This is a genomic window from Candidatus Pantoea edessiphila (genome assembly GCF_002933345.1).
Taxonomy (GTDB): Bacteria; Pseudomonadota; Gammaproteobacteria; order Enterobacterales; family Enterobacteriaceae; genus Pantoea_C.
The window spans coordinates 282,131-303,759 of record NZ_PDKR01000001.1; the positions used below are offsets into that span (position 1 = coordinate 282,131).

Annotated in this window: 16 protein-coding genes and 3 tRNA genes; 10 read left to right on the forward strand and 9 right to left on the reverse strand. The window is 26.8% G+C overall.

From position 1 onward, the window contains the following. Window positions 1-163 precede the first annotated feature (163 nt). Together CRV09_RS01315 and gltX are read right to left on the reverse strand one after the other, a co-directional pair. Window positions 164-236, reverse strand: a tRNA-Ala gene (locus tag CRV09_RS01315). A 161-nt stretch (window positions 237-397) separates the two neighbouring features. Continuing rightward, on the reverse strand, window positions 398-1,801 hold the full coding sequence (gene gltX / locus CRV09_RS01320; protein ID WP_136132328.1) for a glutamate--tRNA ligase: 1,404 nt from the start codon (window positions 1,799-1,801) through the stop codon (window positions 398-400). A 238-nt stretch (window positions 1,802-2,039) separates the two neighbouring features. Here gltX and CRV09_RS01325 point away from each other — a divergent pair. From CRV09_RS01325 to CRV09_RS01335, 3 genes are all read left to right on the forward strand, one after another. After that, window positions 2,040-2,115: transfer RNA gene (locus CRV09_RS01325), tRNA-Val, on the forward strand. 83 nt (window positions 2,116-2,198) lie between these two features. Further along, window positions 2,199-2,271 (forward strand) — tRNA-Lys (locus tag CRV09_RS01330). Window positions 2,272-2,466: 195 nt separating this feature from the next. Continuing rightward, entirely contained in the window at window positions 2,467-3,417 is a 951-nt protein-coding gene (locus tag CRV09_RS01335; RefSeq protein WP_136132329.1) for a bile acid:sodium symporter family protein, read from the forward strand. A 33-nt stretch (window positions 3,418-3,450) separates the two neighbouring features. Here CRV09_RS01335 and ligA read toward each other — a convergent pair whose 3' ends face one another. Next, on the reverse strand, window positions 3,451-5,469 hold the full coding sequence (gene ligA / locus CRV09_RS01340; RefSeq protein WP_136132330.1) for an NAD-dependent DNA ligase LigA: 2,019 nt from the start codon (window positions 5,467-5,469) through the stop codon (window positions 3,451-3,453). 561 nt (window positions 5,470-6,030) lie between these two features. Between ligA and cysK the strand changes: the two genes are divergently transcribed. The 5 genes from cysK (at window position 6,031) to hemF (ending at window position 10,971) form a co-directional block, all read left to right on the forward strand. Next, window positions 6,031-6,984, forward strand: coding sequence for a cysteine synthase A (gene cysK, locus CRV09_RS01345; protein WP_136132331.1), 954 nt, complete (start codon window positions 6,031-6,033; stop codon window positions 6,982-6,984). 164 nt (window positions 6,985-7,148) lie between these two features. After that, on the forward strand, window positions 7,149-7,406 hold the full coding sequence (locus CRV09_RS01350; RefSeq protein ID WP_136132332.1) for an HPr family phosphocarrier protein: 258 nt from the start codon (window positions 7,149-7,151) through the stop codon (window positions 7,404-7,406). A gap of 145 nt (window positions 7,407-7,551) precedes the next feature. Further along, entirely contained in the window at window positions 7,552-9,279 is a 1,728-nt protein-coding gene (gene ptsI / locus CRV09_RS01355) for a phosphoenolpyruvate-protein phosphotransferase PtsI (protein WP_136132333.1), read from the forward strand. Window positions 9,280-9,322: 43 nt separating this feature from the next. Next, window positions 9,323-9,829, forward strand: a complete 507-nt coding sequence (gene crr / locus CRV09_RS01360) for a PTS glucose transporter subunit IIA (protein ID WP_136132334.1) — start codon at window positions 9,323-9,325, stop codon at window positions 9,827-9,829. Window positions 9,830-10,068: 239 nt separating this feature from the next. Continuing rightward, the gene (gene hemF, locus CRV09_RS01365; RefSeq protein ID WP_422386573.1) at window positions 10,069-10,971 is read left to right on the forward strand and encodes an oxygen-dependent coproporphyrinogen oxidase; all 903 of its coding nucleotides are present in this window, start codon (window positions 10,069-10,071) and stop codon (window positions 10,969-10,971) included. A gap of 47 nt (window positions 10,972-11,018) precedes the next feature. On the opposite strand, the gene CRV09_RS01370 is transcribed toward hemF, so the two are convergent. Further along, a complete protein-coding gene (locus tag CRV09_RS01370) occupies window positions 11,019-13,298 on the reverse strand; it encodes an NADP-dependent malic enzyme (RefSeq protein ID WP_136132336.1) in 2,280 nt (759 codons plus the stop codon). A 213-nt stretch (window positions 13,299-13,511) separates the two neighbouring features. On the opposite strand from CRV09_RS01370, the gene tal reads away from it, so the two are divergent. After that, window positions 13,512-14,471 carry a transaldolase gene (gene tal, locus CRV09_RS01375; RefSeq protein ID WP_136132337.1) on the forward strand — a complete coding sequence of 320 codons (960 nt, stop codon included), beginning with the start codon at window positions 13,512-13,514 and terminating at the stop codon, window positions 14,469-14,471. A 126-nt stretch (window positions 14,472-14,597) separates the two neighbouring features. Here tal and ansP read toward each other — a convergent pair whose 3' ends face one another. Continuing rightward, the gene (gene ansP, locus CRV09_RS01380) at window positions 14,598-16,052 is read right to left on the reverse strand and encodes an L-asparagine permease (RefSeq protein ID WP_136132338.1); all 1,455 of its coding nucleotides are present in this window, start codon (window positions 16,050-16,052) and stop codon (window positions 14,598-14,600) included. 827 nt (window positions 16,053-16,879) lie between these two features. Here ansP and dapE point away from each other — a divergent pair. Further along, window positions 16,880-18,013, forward strand: coding sequence for a succinyl-diaminopimelate desuccinylase (gene dapE / locus CRV09_RS01385; RefSeq protein WP_136132339.1), 1,134 nt, complete (start codon window positions 16,880-16,882; stop codon window positions 18,011-18,013). 136 nt (window positions 18,014-18,149) lie between these two features. Here dapE and CRV09_RS01390 read toward each other — a convergent pair whose 3' ends face one another. The 4 genes from CRV09_RS01390 to upp form a co-directional block, all read right to left on the reverse strand. Continuing rightward, window positions 18,150-18,344 (reverse strand): hypothetical protein, encoded by a 195-nt coding sequence (locus CRV09_RS01390; protein WP_136132340.1) that lies wholly within the window; start codon window positions 18,342-18,344, stop codon window positions 18,150-18,152. Between the two features lie 87 nt (window positions 18,345-18,431). After that, window positions 18,432-19,454, reverse strand: a complete 1,023-nt coding sequence (gene bamC / locus CRV09_RS01395; protein ID WP_136132341.1) for an outer membrane protein assembly factor BamC — start codon at window positions 19,452-19,454, stop codon at window positions 18,432-18,434. Between the two features lie 20 nt (window positions 19,455-19,474). Further along, the gene (dapA, locus tag CRV09_RS01400; protein ID WP_136132342.1) at window positions 19,475-20,353 is read right to left on the reverse strand and encodes a 4-hydroxy-tetrahydrodipicolinate synthase; all 879 of its coding nucleotides are present in this window, start codon (window positions 20,351-20,353) and stop codon (window positions 19,475-19,477) included. A gap of 633 nt (window positions 20,354-20,986) precedes the next feature. Next, window positions 20,987-21,613, reverse strand: a complete 627-nt coding sequence (gene upp, locus CRV09_RS01405) for a uracil phosphoribosyltransferase (RefSeq protein ID WP_136132343.1) — start codon at window positions 21,611-21,613, stop codon at window positions 20,987-20,989. Between the last annotated feature and the right edge of the window lie 16 nt (window positions 21,614-21,629).

Here is a 21,629-nt window from a genome sequence, read left to right on the forward strand (position 1 = left end):
GAAGCATTCTTTAATAAAAATTAAAAAAAATAAATTAAACTACAGAGCTAAAATTTAACCAATGTTAATATTTAAATGTTATCCCAACTAAAGATTATACTCAATGGAATATAGTATAAAACATTATATGTGAAAAACAAAAATTAAATTTAATTAACATTATTGGAGCTAGGCGGAGTTGAACCGCCGACTCGTTACATGCCATGCAACTGCTCTACCAACTGAGCTATAGCCCCTTAATTAAAATAAATATAATTTAACAGTAGTTCACTTAAATAATAATTTTTCAATAAATAAAGAGGAAAGTAATTTATGTTTATATGATATATATTGGATTAAATCGTAATAATTAAACTTGTTTATCTAACAATAATAAAAATTAACTTCTGCAAATAAGTCAGCTATTAGTAATAAAAGTTAGTGCTTTGTCGATACGCGATATAGTCTTATTTAAACCAATTGCTTCAATAATATAATTGATAGCTGGCGAATAATTCACACCTGTAATAGCCACACGTAAAGCCATACATGCAGTGTTAGTATTGATTTTAAATTCATTCGCCGCATTTAAAATTGTACTATAAATGTTTTCAATATTCCAATCACAAATTGTGATTAATTTATTACGAATAGATTTTAGTAATTCATAGTTTTTATAATGTAAATATTTTCTAGCGTAGTTATGATCAAATTCAGTAAAATCTTCAAAGCAATAACGACAAGAAATTGCCATTTCTTGTAAAGTCTTGCAATTTTTGCTGAATAATGCAACTATTTTTGTTAATTTAGGACCATCACTAATATTAATATCTTGATTTTTAATATGTTCATGTAACTGGTTTGCTATATAATCTAAAGGCAATGTATTGATATGCCTATGATTAACCCATCTAAGTTTATCAATGCTAAATATACTAGCAGATTTATTTATTTTATTTATTGTAAACAAATTTATCATTTCAGATATAGTAAAAATTTCTTTATCATTATGAGACCAACCAAGTCTTACTAAATAATTAAGCAATGCTTCCGGTAAGTAGCCTTTTTCTCTATAGTCTGATATTTTTAATATACTACTATTACGTTTAGATAGTTTTTTACCATCAGAACCAAAAATCATAGAAACATGTCCATAAACTGGTATATTTGCTCCTATAGCTCTTAATATATTGATCTGTCTTGGTGTATTATTAATATGATCTTCACCGCGGATAACATGTGTAATGCCCATATCCCAATCATCTATTGCTACACAAAAATTATATGTAGGAGATCCATCAGTACGACGAATAATTAAATCATCTAATTCTTCATTATTAAATCTAATCATACCCCTAATTTGATCATTAAAAATGATATGTCCTTCTTGTGGATTACGAAAACGTACTACATATTGCATGTTATCTGGTATTTTTTGATTGTTTCTACAAAATCCATCATATCTTGGTTTTTCCCCTTTTTTCATTTGTATTCCACGTATATATTCTAAACGTTCTTTTGAACAAAAGCATTTATATGCAAGACCAGTTTTTAACATATTGTTAATAACATTATTATAGCGATGAAATCTTTTAGTTTGGTAATATGGTCCTTCATTAAAATTTAATTTTAACCAATTCATACTGTCTATAATATCTTTAACGAATTCTTGTTTAGAACGATCTATATCAGTATCTTCTATTCTTAAGATAAATGTACCATTATGATGACGTGCAAATAGCCAGGAATAAAGCGCTGTACGAACATTACCAATATGTAGATAACCAGTAGGACTTGGTGCAAAACGAGTTTTTACGTTCATTTAGGTAATCCCTTCAATTTGCCAAAAATTAATTTTTGTTATTAACAATTTACATTATATTTTATAATGTTACTATTTAATAAATAAAAATTAAATTTTAATATAAAACTTGTATTTCTAAAAAAAACATTATACTATGAATAAATAGGAAATATATCCTATTGTATATAGATTTATAATCTAGTATATTTAAATATGATTCAAGATTAACTACATATCAAAAATATAAAATTAGTTCGGGTGATTAGCTCAATTGGTAGAGCACCTCCCTTACAAGGAGGGGGTCGGCGGTTCGAATCCGTCATTACCCACCATCATTAAGATCGTTTTTTAGAAAAATAATTTATGAAGAATGTGAAGATAAATGCTATAATTCTAGTTTATCTTTAGTAAAATTGGGTCGTTAGCTCAGTTGGTAGAGCAGTTGACTTTTAATCAATTGGTCGCAGGTTCAAATCCTGCACGACCCAAAAAATTGATCTAACATATTTTATTTATTTTCTTAATTATTATCTAAATCATATCAACTTTTAAAATTATATAAATATCACTATTAAGTTCTTATTCTTAATGTTAGTAACATTTAAACATCACAATTTATTTTCAATTTATATTTATTATCTATTAATCATTTTACTATTTAATTCTATAGCTAAATCATAACAATGATAATCAAAATAATAATTACTGTATTATTAGCTTCTTTTATACCGTTAAAAGGTAGTTTTATATACTTATTTAAGTATCTAACTATCATAGCTATTTCTGTACTATTTTATATGCATGGTGCTAAATTATCACATGAAAAAATTATTTCAGGAAGTAGAAATTGGAAACTTCATTTATGGATAACATTTAGTACTTTTATACTATTTCCTATTTTAGGATTAATTTTAGTTCGATGGAATCCAATAAATATTAATAGAGAAATTGATTCTGGTTTTTTATACTTATGCAGTATGCCTGCTACAGTACAATCAGCGATTGCTCTTACCTCTATAGCTGGAGGTAATGTAGCAGCTTCTATATGCAGTGCTTCTGTTTCAAGCTTGCTAGGAATATTTATTTCTCCATTGATTGTTGATTTGTTGTTAAGTTTGCATAATACAAATATAAATATAGGAAATGAAATAAAACAGATTATAAAAATAATATTACAGATATTGATTCCGTTTTTATTAGGTCATATATCACGCCGTTGGATAAATTTATGGATTGATAAAAATCATAATTTAATCAATAAAATTGATCAAATATCAATTTTGCTAGTGGTGTATTCTGCCTTTAGTGATGCTGTAAATAATGGAATATGGCATCAAGTGAGTTGTTATGATCTTTTCTACATTATTATAGAATGTGTCTTACTATTATTTTTTGTATTAATTATTAACTATTTCTTTTCACGTTTGCTTAAATTTAATCGTCATGATGAAATTGTAGTATTATTTTGTGGATCCAAAAAAAGTTTAGCAAATGGGATCCCCTTAGCAAATATTTTATTTCCTGTTGGTTCGATAGGAATGATTATATTACCTTTAATGGTATTTCATCAAATTCAATTGATGGTGTGTTCATATATTGCTCAATATTATAAAGAAAATAATAGGAGCGATTAAAATACTGTATGACAATTTCATTCAAAATGATAATTAATTTTCTATTATGTTATACATTTCTTTTTCATTTATTATTTTAATTCCCAATTTTTGTGCTTTTATTAATTTATTACTGATTGCTGTATTACATATTAATAAATTAGTTTTTTTGGACACATGATTTTTAACAATTGCACCTAATTCAATTAACTTCAATTTAATCTCATTACGTTTTATATTCATAAAAGAACCTGAAAGAACAACAACTTTTCCATGAAAGTAATTACTTGATTGTTTTAAATTTTTTTTTATAACGCTTGTCCAGCGAATACCTATATCGTTTATAAGACTATTTATTATTTTTAGGTTATTTTCTTCATTCATAAAATGAATGATATTAATGGCTGTTTTTAAACCAATATTTTTTATATTGATTAATGTATTAATATCTGCATTAATTAATTTATCTAAAGTAATAAAATAATTTGCTAAATTACTAGATGTTACTTCACCTACTTCTCGAATGCCAAGAGAATAAATGAAACGTGGAAGACTTGTATGTTTAGCTTTTTCTAATGAATTTAATATATTTTGAGCTGATTTTAATCCCATACGATCAAGATTAATTAACTTTTTTTTAGTTAATAAAAATAAATCTACTGGAGTTTTAACATATTTTTTATCAATTAATTTTTCAATTAAATTATTACCTATACCTTGTATATTCATAGCCTTACTAGAAATAAAATGCTTAAGTAAACTATTTTTTTGGGCTTTGCAAGTTAATCCTCCTGTACAACGAGCAATAACTTCTCCTTCTAAGCGTTCTATGTTAGATTTACAAATTGGACATTTTATAGGAAATATTACTTTACTTGAATTGTTAAGACGTTCAGATAAAATTACGCTCATAACTTGAGGAATAACATCACCAGCTCGACGAATGACAACTTTATCTCCTATATGTAAGTCAAGACGATTAATTTCATCAGAATTGTGTAAAGTAGCTCTTTTAATATTTACTCCTGCAAGTTTAACTAAACGAAGAACTGCAACTGGTGTAATTATTCCAGTTCTTCCTACCTGAAATTTCACCTCTTTAACATAAGTCGTTTTTTCTTGAGCTGGAAACTTAAAGGCTATTGCCCAACGTGGCACTTTCGCAATACATCCTAATTTTTCCCTAATTTCATGTGAATCTACTTTTATCACAATTCCATCTATGTCAAATCCTAGAGTATACCTAATTTTTTTAATGTCTTGATAAAAATTAATTACTTCATCAGTACTGCAGGCTAGACGAATATGTTTGCTAACAGGTAAGCCCCATTTTTCTAATTGTTTAAGGTTTTGTATATGACTAAATGATAATGTTTTACCTTTTACTGATCCTAAACCATAGCAAAAAAATCTCAAAGGACGCATAGCAGTAACTTGTGGATTTAAATGTCTCAAAGAACCTGCAGCCGCATTACGAGGATTGGCAAATATTTTTTTATTTTGCAATTTATGTTCTTTATTTAGGTTTTCAAAATCAGATTGAGTCATGAAGACTTCTCCCCTTACTTCTAAAAAATCAGGTATATTAATACCTTGAAGTTTTGAAGGAATAGATTTAATTGTAAGGATATTATCTGTAATATTTTCACCGAAAAAACCATCTCCTCTAGTTGCAGCTTTAACTAATAAACTTTTTTTGTATGTTATGTTAACAGCTAAACCATCAATTTTTAATTCACAACAGTATCTTATTATATTTTTGTTTTTTAATTTGTTATTTATACGATTATTAAATAATAAAAAACTTCTTTCATCAAAAACATTATCTAATGATAACATTGGCATATTATGTTGTACTTGATTATATTTTTTAAATATTCCTCCACCAATTTTTTGAGTTGAAGAATATGGCTCAACTAATGATGGGTTGTCTTTTTCTAATTTTTTTAATTGCAATATCATTTGGTCATATTGTACATCTGGAATTTCTGGTGAATCTTTTATATAATATAGATAATCGTGATAACGTAAAAGCTTTCTAAGATTAGCAATTTTCTTTCTAATCAATTTCATAGTATTTTGTTCATTCTCATGTGAAAATTACCGTTTTAAATTTATAAAATTATAATTATTACATAATAAATAAAATTTAATCTATAAATTTTAACATGGTATTTAAAATAAATTTCAGTTTATATTCCTATAATATTATATTTTAGTTTTTATATTTTGATATTTTATAATCAATAATCTAGTTTTATATTAAATATATATTTATATAAATTATAATGTAACAGATTTTATTCTATTTTAACAAATATATATATTTTCTCTTTTATAATTTATATCTTTTTTATTAATAAACTTAACTATTTAAGGTTAAGTTTATTCTTGTAACTTAATTCTTGGATTATCTTTTATTTTTTAATTTAGGAATGGTATTTGTCTTTATTTATACTAATTTGTTCTTTTAAAAATTAATATTTTTAAAATATATTTAATAAAGTATTAATTGAATAAAAATTATTAATTTTATTACAACTGAGCATACATACAATTATTTAATTTATCTATAGTATAAAAGTTATGCTTAAAATTTTAACGTAATTGTTACTTCATTCGGTTAAATACGAGATGAATAAAATCTACGAAGACAACTCTTTTACAATTGGTAATACACCACTAGTTAGATTAAATCGCATAGGAAATAGTTCGATACTTGTAAAAATAGAATCTCGTAATCCCAGCTTTAGCGTAAAATGCAGAATAGGAGCTAATATGGTTTGGGATGCAGAAAAACGAGGAATATTAAAACTTAATACAGAATTAGTAGAACCTACAAGTGGTAATACTGGTATAGCTTTAGCTTATGTTTCTGCTGCTCGTGGTTACAAATTAACCTTAACTATGCCTGATACTATGTCAATTGAACGTCGTAAATTACTTAAAGCATTAGGCGCTAATCTTGTACTAACAGAAGGTAAAACAGGTATGAAAGGTGCTATTAATAAAGCTGAAGAGATAGTTGCTAGCAATCCAAATAAATACTTGTTATTACAGCAATTTAGCAATCCAGCTAATCCAGAAATTCATGAACAAACTACTGGTCCTGAAATTTGGAAAGATACTAATGGAGAAGTGGATGTTTTTATTGCAGGTGTGGGTACTGGTGGGACTATAACTGGTGTCACTAGATATATAAAAAATACCAAAGGAAAAAAAGATTTAATTTCTATTGCAGTTGAGCCAATTACTTCAGCTGTAATAACCCAATTTTTATCTGGAAAATCTATGAACCCTGGTGTACATAAAATCCAAGGTATTGGTGCAGGATTTATTCCAGAAAATCTTGATTTAACTATCATTGATCGTGTTATCGCTGTTTCAAATGAAGAATCTATCATAATGGCACGAAAATTAATGGAAGAAGAAGGTATTTTATGTGGAATTTCTTCAGGAGCTGCTTTATCTGCTGCAATTAAATTGCAAGAAGAAAAAAAATTTGCTAATAAAAATATTGTTGTGGTATTACCATCTTCTGGAGAAAGATACTTAAGCACTAATTTATTTTCTGGAGTTTTTACTTAAAAAGCATTAAAAGCATTTATTCAATTAAATACATTAACAAAATATATAAACATTAAAAACAAGATTTTACTTATAATTAACCATTTTATGATATTTTAAATATTTAATCCATATGTCATAAATTACATTGAAATACACTAAATGTGATAAACTAGGAAATTGCGATGTTTCAGAAAGAAATTACTATTAATTTATTAAATGGATTACACACTAGACCTGCTGCTCAATTTGTAAAACAAGCAAAATCTTTTCAATCTGAAATAAAGGTCATATCTCAAGGTAAATCAGCAAATGCAAAAAGTTTATTTAAATTACAAACTCTGGGTTTAACTTATGGTTCTGTAATTACTATAAATGCAGAAGGTATAGATGAAGAAGAAGCAGTTAAACATTTAGCTAAATTAGTGAATGAACTGAAATAAATTATATAAAATTTAGATATTATTTTTTCTTAAAATTAAATAACTAGTAAGTTATTATCACTGATATTTGCTTTTAAATGTTCTTGCGATGGTGCGACACTACATATAACACAGTTAATCAACTTCGTAAAAGAAAGGTAATATTATGATTTCAGGTATTGTAGTTTCACCAGGTATCGCTTTTGGTAAGGCTATACTCTTAAAAGAAAACAAAACAGTTATTAACCAAAAAAAAATTTCCAAAAATCAAGTCAAGTACGAAATTCAAAAATTTTTAGATAGCCGCAACAAAACAGAAAAACAATTAGAATTAATTATGATCAAAACTAATGAGTCTTTCGGTAAAGAACAAGCAGCAATATTCGAGGGACATATTATGTTATTGAAAGATGAAGAACTAGAAAAAGAAATAATCAATCTTATTAAGGAAGATTATTTAACTGCAGATGCTGCCACAAAATTGGTTTTAGATAATCAAATAGAAATTTTAGAAAAATTAAATGATGAATACCTTAGAGAACGTATACTTGATATACGTGATATAAGCAAACGTTTGTTAAAAAATATACTAGGAATAAATATTATTGGTATGGATTTAATACAAGATAAGTCAATATTAGTAGCAGAAGATTTAACTCCTTCAGAAACCGCACAATTAGACCTAAATATGGTAGTAGGATTTATTACTGATTTAGGGGGATTAACTTCTCACACTTCAATAATGGCACGTTCTCTTGAAATTCCAGCTATCGTTTGTGCTAAAATTGCTACTTCATGCATAAAAAACGGAGATTTGTTAATTTTAGATGGATTGAATAACTATATCTATATTAATCCATCAGAACAAATTAATAAAAAAATAAAAGAAATTAAAACAGAATATACTAGAAAAAAAAATGAATTAAACAAACTAAAAAATTTACCTGCTATAACAGTAGATGGTCATAAAGTTAAAATATGTGCTAACATAAGTAAATTTAGTGATTTAACTAACGTTAAATTGAACGGTGCAGCAGGTATTGGATTGTATAGAACTGAATTTCTATTTATGGATCGCAAATCATTACCAACTGAAGAAGAACAGTTTCAGGCATATAAAGCTGTTACAGAAGTTCTAGGAACACAATCAATTATAGTACGTACTATGGATATTGGAGGAGATAAGGATTTGCCTTACATGAAATTACCAAAAGAAGAAAATCCTTTTCTTGGATGGCGTGCGATTCGTATTACAATGGATCGCAAAGAAATTTTGCATACGCAATTACGTGCTATTTTACGTGCTTCTGCTTTTGGGAAAATACGTATTATGTTTCCAATGATTATATCAGTTGAAGAAATAAGAATTTTAAAATTAGAAATTGAAGATTTAAAATTACAATTACGAAAAGAGAGAAAAATTTTTGATGAATCAATCGAAATTGGTATAATGATTGAAACTCCTGCTTCTACAGTTATTGCAAATCATTTAGCAAAAGAAGTTGATTTTTTTAGTATAGGTACGAACGATCTAACACAGTATACATTAGCTGTTGATCGTGGTAATAGTTTAATTTCACATTTATATAACCCAATGGCTCCATCTGTATTGAGCTTAATAAAACAAGTTATTGATGCATCTCATGCTGAAGGTAAATGGACCGGAATGTGTGGTGAACTTGCAGCAGATGAAAGAGCTACTTTACTATTATTAGGTATGGGATTAGATGAATTTAGCATGAGTTCAATTTCTATTCCCAAAATTAAAAGAATTATTCGCAGTGCTAATTTTAAAGATGTACAATCACTAGCAGAAACAGCTCTGCTTCAACCTACAACTGAAGATTTAATAAACTTAATTAATAAATTTAATAAAGAAAAAATATTGTATTAATGATATAAGATAATAGCCTGAAATTTTCATTTAGGAGAAGATTATGAGTTTATTTTCTAAACTTTTTGGAGAAACAAAAAGTAAGGATAAAGTAATTAATATTATTGCTCCTTTATCTGGTAAAATCACTGATATTGAAGATGTTCCAGATGTAGTATTTTCTGAAAAAATCATTGGAGATGGTATTGCAATACAACCTAGTGGCAATAAAATGGTTGCTCCAGTCAATGGAAAAATAGGAAAGATCTTTGAAACTAATCATGCTTTTTCAATTATATCTAATGATGGGATTGAACTATTTGTTCATTTTGGTATCGATACAGTTGAATTAAAGGGAGATGGTTTTAAACGAATTGCTAAAGAAGGCCAAGAAATCAAAATCGGACAAACCATTATTGAATTTGATTTACCATTCTTAGAAAGAAAAGTAAAATCTACAATTACTCCCGTAGTTATATCTAATATGGATAATATAAAAGAACTAATTAAATTATCTGGACGAGTTATTGTAGGAGAAACTAAAATAATTAGTATGACTATAAGTCAATAAAATATATTCATAACATATTTTATTTGATAAAAAATTAATATACAACTATATAAAATAAAAATTTTTTATAGAAAAGAGCAAATTATCACTTTTACTTCTTCTCTAAAATTTTCTTTTATGAAAGTTATAAGGTTCTTTTCTATAAATATTTAATATATTGTGGATATTATTAATGATATTTATATATTATAATAGCCTTAATTTTAGATATGTTTAATACTATAAATAAAATGGATCATATATCAAATATATATATAATAGAAAAATTTTTACTAAAACTGCAAAATAAAATATGCAATGTCCTAACTAAAGAAGATAATAACAAAGAATTCAAAATAGATAAATGGAGTTCTATAAATTCTAACGGTCAAAGTTGTGTATTGAATAATGGAAAAGTATTTGAGCAAGCTGCTGTTAACTATTCTTATATTCATAATTATATACTACCTCAATCGGCAACTTCATATCATATAAAGTTATTAGGTTATAGCTTTAAAGCATTAGGACTGTCTGTAATAGTACATCCATTTAATCCATACGTACCAACTAGTCATGCCAATATAAGGTTTTTTCTTGCAGAAAAACCAGATGATAAACCAGTTTGGTGGTTTGGTGGAGGGTTCGATATGACACCTTTTTATGGTTTTAAAGAAGATGTAGTTCATTGGCATAAAACAGCCTTTGATATTTGCTTACCATTTGGTAAATTTGTTTATCATAAGTATAAAAAATGGTGTGATGAATATTTTTATATTAAACATCGAAAGGAACAACGTGGCATAGGAGGTTTATTTTTTGATGATCTCAATAAACCAAGTTTTGAATATTGTTTTAAATTTTCAAAAGCGGTAGGAAATGGTTTCTTGGCTGCTTATCAGCCAATTGTTGCACGTCGTAAAAATCATCCTTGGGGTGAAAGAGAGCGTCAGTTTCAACTTTATAGACGTGGTAGATATGTTGAATTTAATTTAATCTACGATCGTGGCACTATATTTGGTTTGCAAACTAATGGTAGAATAGAGTCAATTTTACTTTCTATTCCTCCCTTAGTACGTTGGGAATATAATTACAAACCTGATAAAAATTCGGCAGAAGCCTCTCTGTACAGAGACTTTCTACCTATTAAAAATTGGTTAGCATGATTTCATTAAAATAATAGATAACTTAATTATTACTGAATAATAAATAATTAAGAAGGTTTACTTTGAGCTTCAACTACAGAGAAAGCAACCATATTTACAATTCTTCTTACAGAAGATATACTAGTTAGTATATGAACTGGTTTTTTCATACCCATTAGAACAGGACCGATTGTTACACCTTCAGAACATGATACACGTAGTAAATTATAGCTAATTCTAGCTGCTTCTACATTAGGCATAATGAGTAAATTAGCGCTACCTTTAAGGAAGCTATCTGGCATTAATTTGCGGCGTATACTTTCCACCAGTGCAGCATCTCCATGCATTTCTCCATCAATTTCTAATTGTGGAGCAATTTTTTTTATAATTTTTAAAGCATTTCTCATTTTTTGAGCACTGGGTGCATTAGAAGTTCCGAAACTGGAATGAGATAATAAGGCTACACGCGGTTCTATTCCAAAACGTCTTACTGTTTCCGCTGCCATCAAAGTAATTTCTGCCAATTGTTCTGATGTAGGATTTTCATTGACATATGTATCTGCAATAAAAGTATTACCACTAGGTAATAATAAAGCATTTATAGTTCCTGATACCTTAACATCATTACGTAAGCCTAATATATTTTTTACTATATCATAATGCTCATTATAATTGCCAACAGTACCACAAATCAATGCATCCGCTTCGCCACGATGTAGCATGATACTTCCAATTAAAGTTGGATTGCTCATTATAGTACGTTTTGCTTGTTCTGCAGTTACGCCTCGTCGTTTCATAATTTGATAATATTCATTCCAGTATTCATTAAAACGAGGATCAGATTCATTATTTACCAACTCAAAATCTTTTCCTATTTCAATTTTTAAACTCTGTTTCTGTAAACGCATTCTAATAACATTGGGACGACCAATTAAAATTATTTTAGCTAGACCAAGAGTTACTAATTCTTGTGTAGCATGTAGGACTCTTACATCCTCTCCCTCAGCTAATATAACATGTTTTTGCGATTTACGTGCTTGAAAAAATATTGGTTTCATGAATAAATTGGTTTTATAAACAAATTGAGTAAGCTTTTCACGATAGACTTCAAAATCTTGAATAGGACGGGTAGCCACACCAGATTTAATTGCTGCTTTAGCAACAGCAGGTGCTATCTTAACAATCAATCTCGGATCAAATGGTTTAGGAATTAAATATTCAGGGCCAAAGCTAAGATTTTGATCTTCGTAAGCCGATGCAACTATATCATTTTGTTCAGCTTGAGCAATAGCTGCAATAGCATTGACTGCAGCAATTTTCATTTCTTCATTAATAGTTGTTGCACCTACATCCAAAGCTCCGCGAAAAATAAAAGGGAAACAAAGTACATTATTAACCTGATTAGGAAAATCAGATCTTCCTGTACAAATAATTGCATCAGGTCTCACTGATTTAGCTATTGTAGGTAAAATTTCTGGTTCTGGATTTGCTAAAGCCAAAATTAACGGGTTTTTTGCCATTTTTTGAACCATTTTTGGTGTTAATACTTTTGGACCAGAACAACCAAGAAATATATCTGCTCCATCAATAATTTCATCTAATGTTCTTTTACCATCATCTTTTACAGCATATTCGGCTTTAGTTAAAGCCATATTATCTTCTCGACCTTTATAAATTAATCCTTTAGAATCACAAACTTGTATGTTATATTTGGGTAAACCTATTGCCACTAATAAATTCATGCAAGCAATAGCTGACGCACCTGCTCCAGATACAACTAATCTAACATTATCAATAGATTTATTAACTATATATAATCCATTTATAACTGCTGCAGTACAAATAATTGCAGTACCATGTTGATCATCATGAAAAACAGGAATATTCATACGACGACGTAGTTGTTGTTCTATGTAAAAACATTCTGGTGCTTTTATATCTTCTAAATTTATACCTCCAAAGGTGGGTTCTAAAGAGGCAATTATTTCTATTATTTTATCTGGATTGGTTTCATTTATTTCAAGATCAAATACATCAATCCCTGCAAATTTTTTAAACAAAACACCTTTGCCTTCCATTACTGGTTTAGCTGCTATGGCACCAATATTTCCCAAACCTAAAACTGCTGTACCATTAGATATTACAGCTACTAAATTACCACGTGAAGTATACTTATATGCTTTTAGTGCATCTGAAGCTATCTCAAGACAAGGTGCTGCAACACCAGGAGAATATGCTAAAGCTAAATCACGTTGAGTTGCTAGAGGTTTAGTAGAGGATACTTGAATCTTTCCTGATATTGGATATTGATGGAAATCAAGTGCGCTTTGTCTTAGTTTATCATCCATTTGATATCCTTATTTTATTATTGATAATAAATTATTTTTTATTTACATATAAAAATTAACGTATATTAAAAATATAATTAATTTAATATAGAAGTTTTTACTATTTTAAAAAAAATAGCAATTATTTTTATTGTTATGAAAGTATTATTTTTATGATTGTTTTTAATTAAATATTTTAACTTCAGAAAGTAAATTTTATATTAAGGATTTTATATGAATCAATTAGAAGCTCTAAAACAATTTACTACAGTAGTTATAGACAGTAGTGATATGACAGCTATCCAAAATTATTGTCTTGGAGATGCAACTACTAATCCTTCAATTATACTTAAATCTATTAATTCAGATAGATATAAACATTTAATAGATGACGCAGTTGATTATGCTAAAAAACAAGGCGGTAGTAAAGAAATAAAAATAATTAATGCAAGTGATAAAGTTGCTGTTAATATTGGGACAGAAATACTAAATAATATCACTGGTCGTGTTTCTACGGAGATAGACGTTAGATTTTCTTTTGATAAATTTAGATGTGTTAATAGAGCAAAAAAATTAATTAATTTATATAAAGATAACGGAATTGATCCTTCACGTGTTTTAATTAAAATAGCATCAACTTGGGAAGGAATTCGTGCTGCTGCGGAACTAGAAAAACAAAATATCAAATGTAATCTTACATTAATATTTTCTTTAGAACAAGCAATTGCCTGTGCTGAAGCAAATGTATTTTTAATTTCACCATTTGTTGGCAGAATTTATGATTGGTATAAAACCCGTGATTTACTCGTTAATCCGTATTTAGCAACTCAAGATCCTGGTGTAAATTTTATTATTGATATTTATAATTACTACAAAAATTATCAATATAAAACTATTATTATGGGAGCTAGTTTTAGAAGAATAGAACAAATAACTGAATTAGCCGGTTGTGATTATTTAACGATATCTCCTGATTTATTAAAAGAACTAAAAAATACCTGTAGCCCTTTAATAAGAAAGTTAAAACCATTTTATAATCAATTTTTATATAAAAAACAAACTCCAATTTCAGAATCAGAATTCCGTTGGAGGCATAATCAGAATCCTATGGCTGTGGAAAAGTTATCTGAAGGTATTCGTCAATTCTATATTGATCAACATAAATTAGAAGTTGTTCTTACATCAAGATTTTAATTTTTAATAAAGCATTATAATATAGTTTCTAATATCAAGGTGAATATTTTACCTTGATATTAGAATTATCATATTTAATAAATAATTAAATGTTTAAAATCTATAATATGAATAAAAATTTTAAAATTAATTATCTGTTTTTTCTAAATATTGTTTAGAAATTTCATGAACTCTTTTTCTTACTTTAAACCATCCTAGTACTAATATTAATGCAATTAATGGAATAGAAGCAATAGTATAGGTGCCATTAGGATAATCAAATGCCATAAGGATTAAGACAAAAAATAAAAAAAACAGAGTTAACCAAGAAGTAAAAGGGGCTCCTGGTAATTTAAAATTTACATCCTCTACTTTACCTTCTTTTATAGCTTTACGCAAACGTAATTGACATATCATTATGAAACTCCAAGAAGAAATAATTCCAAGTGAAGCATAATTTAAGACAATTTCAAAAGCTTTTGAGGGTAAGGTATAGTTAAGCAATACACCAATTGCATAGATCCCAATAGTACTTATAATTCCAGCGTAAGGCACTTTCTGAGCGCTCATTTTTGACATAAATTTTGGTGCTGATCCCCCCATTGACATAGACCTGAGAATACGTCCTGTAGAATACAAACCTGAATTTATGCTAGAAATAGCAGCACTTAGGACTACAAAATTCATAATACTACAAACGTAAGGTATACCTAATTTAGATAAAAAAGTAACAAATGGACTTTGGTCTTCATGATAGGCGTTCCACGGCAATAAAAGTATTAATAGTAATATTGAACCTATATAAAATATACCTATACGCCAAATTATACTATTAATTGCTTTTGGTAATATTGTTTTAGGATCTTTACATTCACATGCCGTTGTACCAACTAATTCAATTGATGCAAAGGCAAAAATCACTCCTTGTATTAAAACTAAAGGAGGTAATAATCCGTGAGGAAAAAATCCACCTTGATTTTTAATTAAATGTAAACCAGTAATATTACCATCTACTGGTTGACCACTAATTAATACCACTAATCCGATAATTAAAAAAACAATAATAGCTAGCACCTTAATTAAAGAACACCAAAATTCCATTTCGGCAAACCACCTTACTCCAACTATATTCATAACACTAACAAGTACTAAAGCAGCAAGGGCAAATATCCATTGAGGTATACCATCAAATATTTTCCAATATTTCATATATAATGCAACAGCGGTAATATCAACAATACCAGTCATAGCCCAGTTAGTAAAATACATCCAACCTGCGACGTAAGAAGCTTTTTCACCAAGAAATTCCCTAGCATAAGAAACAAAACTACCACTAGAAGGACGATTTAAAATTAATTCACCTAATGCGCGCAAAATAAAAAAAGAAAAAATACTACAAATAATATAAATTAACACTAATGCTGGTCCTGCTATTTGTAAGCGACCACCAGTTCCCATAAACAAACCAGTACCTATAGCACCTCCAATTGCAATCATTTGAATATGGCGATTATCCATAGATTTTTGATAACCAATATCGTGAGAATTCAACCAACGTCTTTTTGCATCATGAACTTCTAAATTCTTTTTTCTATGTATCATAATTTTCTTATTTATCCTAATTATCAATTGTTATAACTAAAAATTTTATTAAGTTATTAGGAAGATGGTATCTTTATTGATTTATCTTATAATTTATAAAAAATATAAAAATTATATTAACGAATCTTATATTATTTATTTAATATGTAAATTAATTGATATTTAATATTAATGCTTATTAATGAGATAATTAATAAATGCAAAATCAGAAGACTATTTCTTATTATTAAGCTTTTAACTATATTTAATATATAAATTAATATAGAATATGTGTTTATATCTTTAACTTAACATTACTGAATCAATGTAATTATTAGCAGGAAATATAAAAATTAAAATGACATTATAGACGAGATATTATCTTTGTTATTAGATAGATAAAACGCAATGAAGAAATGATTTATTTAATCATTATCTAATTTAATGAAAATTTTAGTCACTATTAATAAAAAATATATATTTTAAAGATTTTTATAAAAATTTTTATTAATTGACCTATCATAAAATAAACTTTACTTCTAAATTCATTTAAATATGATAACATATTAAAATACCAACTACCGTAGTTTACTAAATTAAACATAATTTGATTACTAATATATTGTAATAAGATATATCTACTAATTATATTTTACACATATTATATAATATATAATTTTTCTAAATTATTTGCATTTATTCAATAAGTTATTGTTTTATATCAACTGGTATTATATATACCCATAAATATATTATTACTTACATAAAATAATATTTTTTCTTTAAATGTATTTTTATTAAAATAAAATTTAAAACAATTTTTATAAACTATTGAAGAGAAATTAATAATGTTATGTCCAATAATTGAACTTACAAAACAGCTGATTCGATGTCCTTCTATTAGTCCTAATGATGCGGGATGTCAAGATTTATTAATTGATCGTCTTGAAAATATTGGTTTTTATGTAGAAAAGATTAATATTAAGGATACTAAAAATTTTTGGGCAACTCGTCATAATCATCAACAAGAAACATTAGTATTTGCTGGTCATACTGATGTAGTACCACCTGGTGATATTAATAGTTGGCATAATTTCCCTTTTGATCCTATTACTTATAAAGATATGCTATTTGGTCGTGGTGCTGCTGATATGAAAGGAGCATTAGCTGCAATGATAATAGCTGCTGAACGTTTCGTAGAAATGTATCCACATCATAAAGGATGTTTAGCTTTTCTTATAACTTCAGATGAAGAATCTAATGCTAATAATGGCACAGTAAAGGTGGTTGAGAAATTAATCGCAAATAATGAACGTTTAGATTATTGCTTAATAGGAGAGCCAACTAGTAATGTAATTATAGGAGATGTAATAAAAAATGGACGTCGAGGTTCGATGAATGCTAATTTAACATTATATGGAATACAAGGCCATGTTGCTTATCCTCATCTAGCTGACAATCCTATACACAGTGGAATAACATTATTAAATAAATTAACAAATATTGTTTGGGATCAAGGAAACGATTTTTTTCCTCCAACAATTATGCAAATCACCAATATAAAAGCAGGTGATGGCAACGACAATATTATTCCTGAAAAACTTATCATTAAATTTAATGTTCGTTTTGGTACAGAATTAAATGATTCAATTATTCGTAAACGTATCGAAATGATAATTTCAAATCTTCAACTAAATTATTCTATTGAATGGAAAATTGCAGCAAAACCTTTTTTAACTCAAACAGGAAAATTAATTGATATAGTAATAGATACAGTATTGCATCATAATAAAATTACACCTAAATTACTAACAACAGGCGGAACATCTGATGGTCGTTTCATTGCCCTTACCGGTGCACAGATAATTGAGTTAGGGCTAGTAAATACTACAATCCATAAAATTAATGAATGTGTTAAAATATCTGATTTACAAAAATTAAGTAAAATGTATCAGTATATAATGGAACAAATAATTGTTTAAAAATTCATTTAATATTCCTAACAGTTATGTTTGATATCAAAAATATTAAAATTATAATTAATAATTATGATTAATTATGTAATACCATCTTAGATAATAATTTCATCTATTTGTTGATAGTTTTTATTCATAATTTTTATATCCCATAAATCCACAAACGTATAACAATTATTTTAATATTATTTAAAAAATAATGAATTGTTAATGGTGGACTTAATATAATACCTTCTTTTATACCAAAACGTTTAATTAGAAAAACTGAACCATGGTTTATTGAAATATATTTATTGGATATTAATCTTTTAAATAAGTTAATTTTTTGGCATAACATAATATTTTAAATATTCCTTAATACATTTCAGATTTTTTTACATTTTATAAACATCTATACAAAATAATTTTGTAATAACAAAATAAGTTATTTATTCAATGCATTTTGGAGCAATATCATTAAGGAATCATTTAATGACTTAGTTAAAATATTGCCTTTGGGATTTATAATTTGCATAGTTACATGATCATGTAAATCACCAAGTTGTACAATATAATCACCGTCTGGAATAATAGAACTATCTTTTTTATGATTTACTTTATTAATAAGTTTTTGCCATATTGGAGTTGAATAACTTACATTAAAACTACCTTTTGCTTTATCACTAGAATTTATTTTCATACCTATGGTGTTCATTGCAATTTCTAACCTTTGCCATGCTACATCAAAAGATGTATCCATTTTTAAAATTGGTATGTTTTTTTCATTAACGATACTTTTTATATTAATTTTAATATCATCAAAATTATTAGAGTGCTTTACTTGTTTATTATGGTTTTCTTTAGAAAGGCCCATAATAATATCATTTAACATTTTTATTGTATAATATTTTTTATAATATAATGATTTTATAATGTTTTCTCCACTCTTTAGTCCTATTAAAGATACAGTAAGTGCTAACTTAGAATTAAATTCTTTTAATTTTAATACATATTTACCATGATATTGAGTTTTTTCATATGATTTAGGTAATTTAACCCAATTTGTTGTTATTTTGTATATATTTTTATTATTTGATAAGATTGGAATCTTATTTAAATTTATAATATCAATAAGTTGTGACCAAATAATATCTTTATTTTTTTGATTAATAAACAATAATCCTTTATTTCCATTAAAATATGATTTACCATCATTCATTTCCAAAATCTGAATAGGTGGATATATAGAAGGTTTTTCTTTAAATAAATTATTATTTGTTTTATTTATAACTGGTATATCAAAATCACCATTTCTAATCGGCAAAATAATATTTTTCGGTACTTTGATATCTTGTAACTTTTCAGTATTTAAATAATCTGAAGTATAAGAACATGATGATAGTAAAAATGTGGTAATAAAAAGTTTTATTATCAAAATGAAATTTGAACGATTTAATGAATAGTTCATTCATAACACTCCTTCATTTATTATTGCAAACCTGCTTTTATCAGAGCTTGTTCTACAATTGATTGTTTACTAAGGGCTAATTCAGTCATAGGTAAACGTAAATTATCGTTTTTAATTAACCCAATTTTTTTTGCAGCCCATTTTACTGCAATAGGATTCGATTCACAAAACAATGCCTTATGTAAATACATTAAACGTTGGTTTAATTTGTAAGCTTGAGTAAATTTTTTTTGACTTGCCAATTGACAAAGTTGAACCATTTCTTTTGCAGCAATATTTGCTGTTACTGAAATAACACCTGTCCCTCCTAATCTCATAAAATCTAAAGCAGTAATATCATCTCCACTCATTAAAATAAAATCACTACTTATTAAATTGTTAATTTGGCTAATACGCGATAAATTACCACTTGCTTCTTTAATTCCGATAATGTTTTTAATTTTTGCTAAACGTGCTATAGTTTCAGGAAGCATATCACAACCAGTACGAGATGGTACATTGTATAATATTTGTGGTAAATCTGTACTATTAGCTATGGCCTTGAAATGTCGATATAAACCTTCTTGCGTTGGTCGGTTATAGTAAGGAGTTACAGATAAACATCCTATAACACCAGAATCTTCAAAGCGTTTAGTAAGAGAAATAGCTTCAGCAGTATCATTTGATCCTGTACCAGCAATTACTGAAATTTTTCCATTTGCGAGCTCTAAAGTTTTCATCACTACATTTCCGTGTTCTTCGTGGCTAAGTGTTGCAGATTCACCTGTTGTACCAACAGAAACAATTGCTGAGGTTCCACTACTAATGTGGTAATTAATTAATTTTCTTAAGCTAGAACAGCAGATACTGCCTTTAATATCCATTGGAGTAATAAGAGCAACGATGCTTCCCGCAAACATTATAGATTTTCCTTAAATTCAATAAATATTTTAATAATTTGTTTTAAATTTAATTAAAATCAATCAAAATACATATATTAAATATCATATCATTAATTTTTATTAATCACATTATTTAATAATAAATGCATATTGTTAATTTTATTCTCTATCTAATTTATATTACTATCCATTTTAGATATTAACAATGATATTAACAATATATATGATATTTATACCAAAATAAATTATTATTAATATTAAATCAATTTAGTAAAGCTAATTATTAAAATTTGATTAAATGATAAATAAAAAATATTATATGTGATCATATATAACTAATTTTTAAAAAATTTAATATTAATAGGCTAACATAATCAATATAAGTTTTATTATACTAAATAAATCTATCTTAATATAAATTTATATTAATAATAATTATAATTAATATCAATTTACAATTGTGAGCTTTTATTCAATTAATAAACAACAAAATACATCTTATGTTTTAACTATCTAATTTTATTTAATAAAATAAAATAATAACAATTTTTTTAAATTTTAAAGTCTAATATTTAAATTATCAATAAAATTCACATTAATTCATGTGGTTTATTAAATAATAAAATTATTTCTACAAAACAACTTATTTAATTATTTCGTACCAAATATTTTATCTCCTGCATCTCCAAGGCCTGGAATAATATATCCGTCTTCATTTAATTTGTTATCTACTGATGCAGTGTATAACTCTATGTCTTTATGTACTTTTTCTAATTCATAAATACCTTCTGGTGCAACTATAAGAACCAAAACTTTAATATTTTTACATCCAGCTTTTTTTAACAAATTGATAGTAGCAATCATCGATCCTCCTGTAGCTAGCAATGGATCAACGATTATTGCAATACTTTCTTTAATATTAGAAGCCAATTTTTGGAAGTAAGGTATAGGAGTTAAAGTTTCTTTATCACGATAAATACCAACTATACTAATACATGCACTTGGTAAATAACGTAAGACTCCTTCTATCATACCAAGACCTGCTCTTAAAATAGGTACAACTGTAATTTTTTTATACTCAATTTTATCTACTGTTACTAAACCGTTCCAACCTTTAATAACAGTACTTTCAGTTTTTAAATCTGAAGTAGCTTCATAAGTAAGTAAACTACCTATTTCAGCTGCTAATTCTCTAAAACGTTTAGTACTGATATCATGTACACGCATTAAACCTAATTTATGTTTAATTAGAGGATGTTTTACTTCAATAATTTTCATTAATTTTGCCTGATGA

Excerpts from the sequence above, each read along its gene's own strand:
- gltX (WP_136132328.1), bottom strand. The coding sequence starts at position 1,801 with ATGAACGTAAAAACTCGTTTTGCACCAAGTCCTACTGGTTATCTACAT.
- CRV09_RS01335 (WP_136132329.1), top strand. The coding sequence starts at position 2,467 with ATGATAATCAAAATAATAATTACTGTATTATTAGCTTCTTTTATACCG.
- ligA (WP_136132330.1), bottom strand. The coding sequence starts at position 5,469 with ATGAAATTGATTAGAAAGAAAATTGCTAATCTTAGAAAGCTTTTACGT.
- cysK (WP_136132331.1), top strand. The coding sequence starts at position 6,031 with ATGAATAAAATCTACGAAGACAACTCTTTTACAATTGGTAATACACCA.
- CRV09_RS01350 (WP_136132332.1), top strand. The coding sequence starts at position 7,149 with ATGTTTCAGAAAGAAATTACTATTAATTTATTAAATGGATTACACACT.
- ptsI (WP_136132333.1), top strand. The coding sequence starts at position 7,552 with ATGATTTCAGGTATTGTAGTTTCACCAGGTATCGCTTTTGGTAAGGCT.
- crr (WP_136132334.1), top strand. The coding sequence starts at position 9,323 with ATGAGTTTATTTTCTAAACTTTTTGGAGAAACAAAAAGTAAGGATAAA.
- CRV09_RS01370 (WP_136132336.1), bottom strand. The coding sequence starts at position 13,298 with ATGGATGATAAACTAAGACAAAGCGCACTTGATTTCCATCAATATCCA.
- tal (WP_136132337.1), top strand. The coding sequence starts at position 13,512 with ATGAATCAATTAGAAGCTCTAAAACAATTTACTACAGTAGTTATAGAC.
- ansP (WP_136132338.1), bottom strand. The coding sequence starts at position 16,052 with ATGATACATAGAAAAAAGAATTTAGAAGTTCATGATGCAAAAAGACGT.
- dapE (WP_136132339.1), top strand. The coding sequence starts at position 16,880 with ATGTTATGTCCAATAATTGAACTTACAAAACAGCTGATTCGATGTCCT.
- CRV09_RS01390 (WP_136132340.1), bottom strand. The coding sequence starts at position 18,344 with ATGTTATGCCAAAAAATTAACTTATTTAAAAGATTAATATCCAATAAA.
- bamC (WP_136132341.1), bottom strand. The coding sequence starts at position 19,454 with ATGAACTATTCATTAAATCGTTCAAATTTCATTTTGATAATAAAACTT.
- dapA (WP_136132342.1), bottom strand. The coding sequence starts at position 20,353 with ATGTTTGCGGGAAGCATCGTTGCTCTTATTACTCCAATGGATATTAAA.
- upp (WP_136132343.1), bottom strand. The coding sequence starts at position 21,613 with ATGAAAATTATTGAAGTAAAACATCCTCTAATTAAACATAAATTAGGT.